The organism is Schlesneria sp. (assembly GCF_036405755.1).
Lineage (GTDB): Bacteria > Planctomycetota > Planctomycetia > Planctomycetales > Planctomycetaceae > Schlesneria > Schlesneria sphaerica.
In genome coordinates this window covers 1-2,427 of record NZ_DASWWZ010000257.1, presented here as the reverse complement: position 1 = coordinate 2,427, position 2,427 = coordinate 1, and the positions used below count along the sequence as shown (strand labels likewise).

Annotated in this window: 1 protein-coding gene; it reads left to right on the top strand. The window is 52.2% G+C overall.

Annotated features, from left to right (window positions below):
* Nucleotides 1-14: 14 nt before the first annotated feature.
* A partial coding sequence (locus VGE80_RS09040) for a methyltransferase domain-containing protein (RefSeq protein ID WP_440592423.1) occupies nt 15-2,427 on the top strand: 2,413 nt, incomplete at its 3' end.

Here is a 2,427-nt window from a genome sequence, read left to right as displayed (position 1 = left end):
ATGTGAACATGCGCGTGTTTGAGACGCTCGCGTGTGGACCGTTGCTCATCACAAACGACCTGCGCAGTAATGGTCAGGATGAGCTGTTCAAAGCCGACCGGCACTTCGTGGTCTACACCGAGAGAGACGAGTTGCTCGATAAGCTCGTGTTTTATCTTAAACACGACAAACTGCGAGAGAAGATTGCCATTTCCGGTTACAGAGAAGTTCTGTCACGACATACTTATCTGCACCGAATGCAGCAACTCCTGGGGTCGATCAGCAGTCATCTGCACACCACGCTAAATGTTGGGAGAGAAGGGATCAATCCAGCGAAAGCTGTTCCGCTCGCTGTGACAGATGCATCTTTCATCAGTGGTTCGTTCGAGATTGATTCCGTCGATTTTATCATTAAGACATTCCTTCGGCCCCAGGCGCTGTTGCGATTGCTGAAATCGATTCTGTGCTTCTATCCTGGAGCGCACGTAACGATTGTTGATGATGGTTGTCTCCAACAGTCTGCTGATCTCGCCAGCGGAGAGTGTCGGAAGCTTCTGGAGGCAAATCCCCAATTCAGGATGCATTCCTTGCCGTTTGCAGCAGGGGTCACTGCTGGCCGCAACCTGCTCGTAGATCGAACCACGCGGCCGTTCCTCCTCCTACTGGATGACGACTTCTGCTTCACCGATCGAACTCAGGTAGAAAAATTACTTCAACGAATGCAGTCCGAGCCCGATCTAGGGGTGGTTGCAGGGGTGTGCGTCGATGTCATAGACGGAGTCCGTCAGCCCAGGAATTCAGGCGGGACATTCGAGTTCCCGGATGGAAAGACTCTGGTAATCAATTCCGCAGGTTGGCGAAATCCGCGAGCAGAACTCCGCGATTACGTCCCCAATTTTGCCTTGCTTCGTCGCGAGATTTTTAGAAGCGTCCGGTGGGAAGGTGGCATCGGCGCAGAGCACTATGATTTCTTTCTTCAATTGCAAAAGACACATTGGAAAGTTGCTCATGATCAATCCGTGATAATCGAGCACTTTCCGTTGACCGAAGCATTGTCTGGATATGAGTCGTACCGCTTCGATTGCGGCGCCGCGCAGCAATGGCTGCTCAGAAAGTGGAACCTCGAACAAATTGTGCACGATGGAGTGGTTGTTGTGGAACGAAATTCAGCCGCAGTGGAACATTCAGGAACAAAATCGACTCCAATGAGTCGTCCAGAAAAGGATTTGTTCTACTTTGATTTTCCACGACCTGAAGTCGTCGCCCTGATCCCAACATCGGCACACAATGTCCTTGACATTGGCTGCGGAGCTGGAAAGTTGGGACAGTCGTTGAAACAACGTCAAGCGGTTCATGTCACCGGCCTGGAATTAAACCCACTGGCAGCTGAACACGCCCGACAATCATTAGACTCGGTTCTTGAGCTGGATATTGAAGATGAATCGGTGCAGTTTGAACCAGGGCGATTCGACTGTGTGGTCTGTGCCGATGTCCTGGAACATCTGCGCGAGCCGGGACGTGTTCTTGAAAAAATCCGAACATGGCTTGCTACCAACGGAGTCCTGGTGATCAGCTTGCCGAATGTCCGTCATCACAGTGTGGTTTCTGGACTCTTGGAAGGGAACTGGACGTACGAACCGGCAGGACTTCTCGATAATGACCATGTTCGATTCTTCACAAGACGGGAAATTGAGAAACTACTCTTTCGGAGCGGTTTTCAGATTACCTCATTCGTCCCGAAACCGGGTTCCGGTCATGAGGAGTGGGTCGCGTCTGGTCGGCCGGGGCGAGTTAGTGTGGGCCCGTTGCAAATTGAGGGGCTATCCCCGCAAGATGCCGAAGAATTCTTCACTTACCAGTATCTCGTCGTCGCACGGTCCGCGCAGTCAGCGCGGAAATCCACCGCAACTTCATGGCTATCGCAAGACGCGATTCAATTGCTTCGTTCGAAGTTGCCCTGGCCACCGCTTAAACCGAATATCTCACTTCCCCAGGAAAACCTCGGGTGGTGTAGCGACAGCGTCAAGGCAATGTTGCGTGAAGAACTCGCACATTCACCCGGGTTAATTGTCGAACTGGGAACTTGGCTTGGTCTCTCGACTCGATTCATTTGTGACGAGGCGCCTTCAGCGCATGTCATTTGTGTCGATCATTGGAACGGAAGTCCCGAACATCATCGGCGGGGCGACTGGTCCGCCATGCTTCCAACGTTGTTTGAAACCTTCCAGGCGCTGTCGTGGGATTATCGTAACAGCGTAACTCCCCTCCGCATGACCACCTCGGACGGGCTCCGTGAAGTCGCGTCGCTTGGATTGAAGCCTGATCTAATCTTCGTCGACGCGGATCACTCTTATGAGGCGGTGCTTTCTGACCTGGAACTCTCCCACCAGTGGGTGCGATCCACTCTATACCGCAACTGTCTGTTGTTTTTCGAAGTTTTCAATCGGT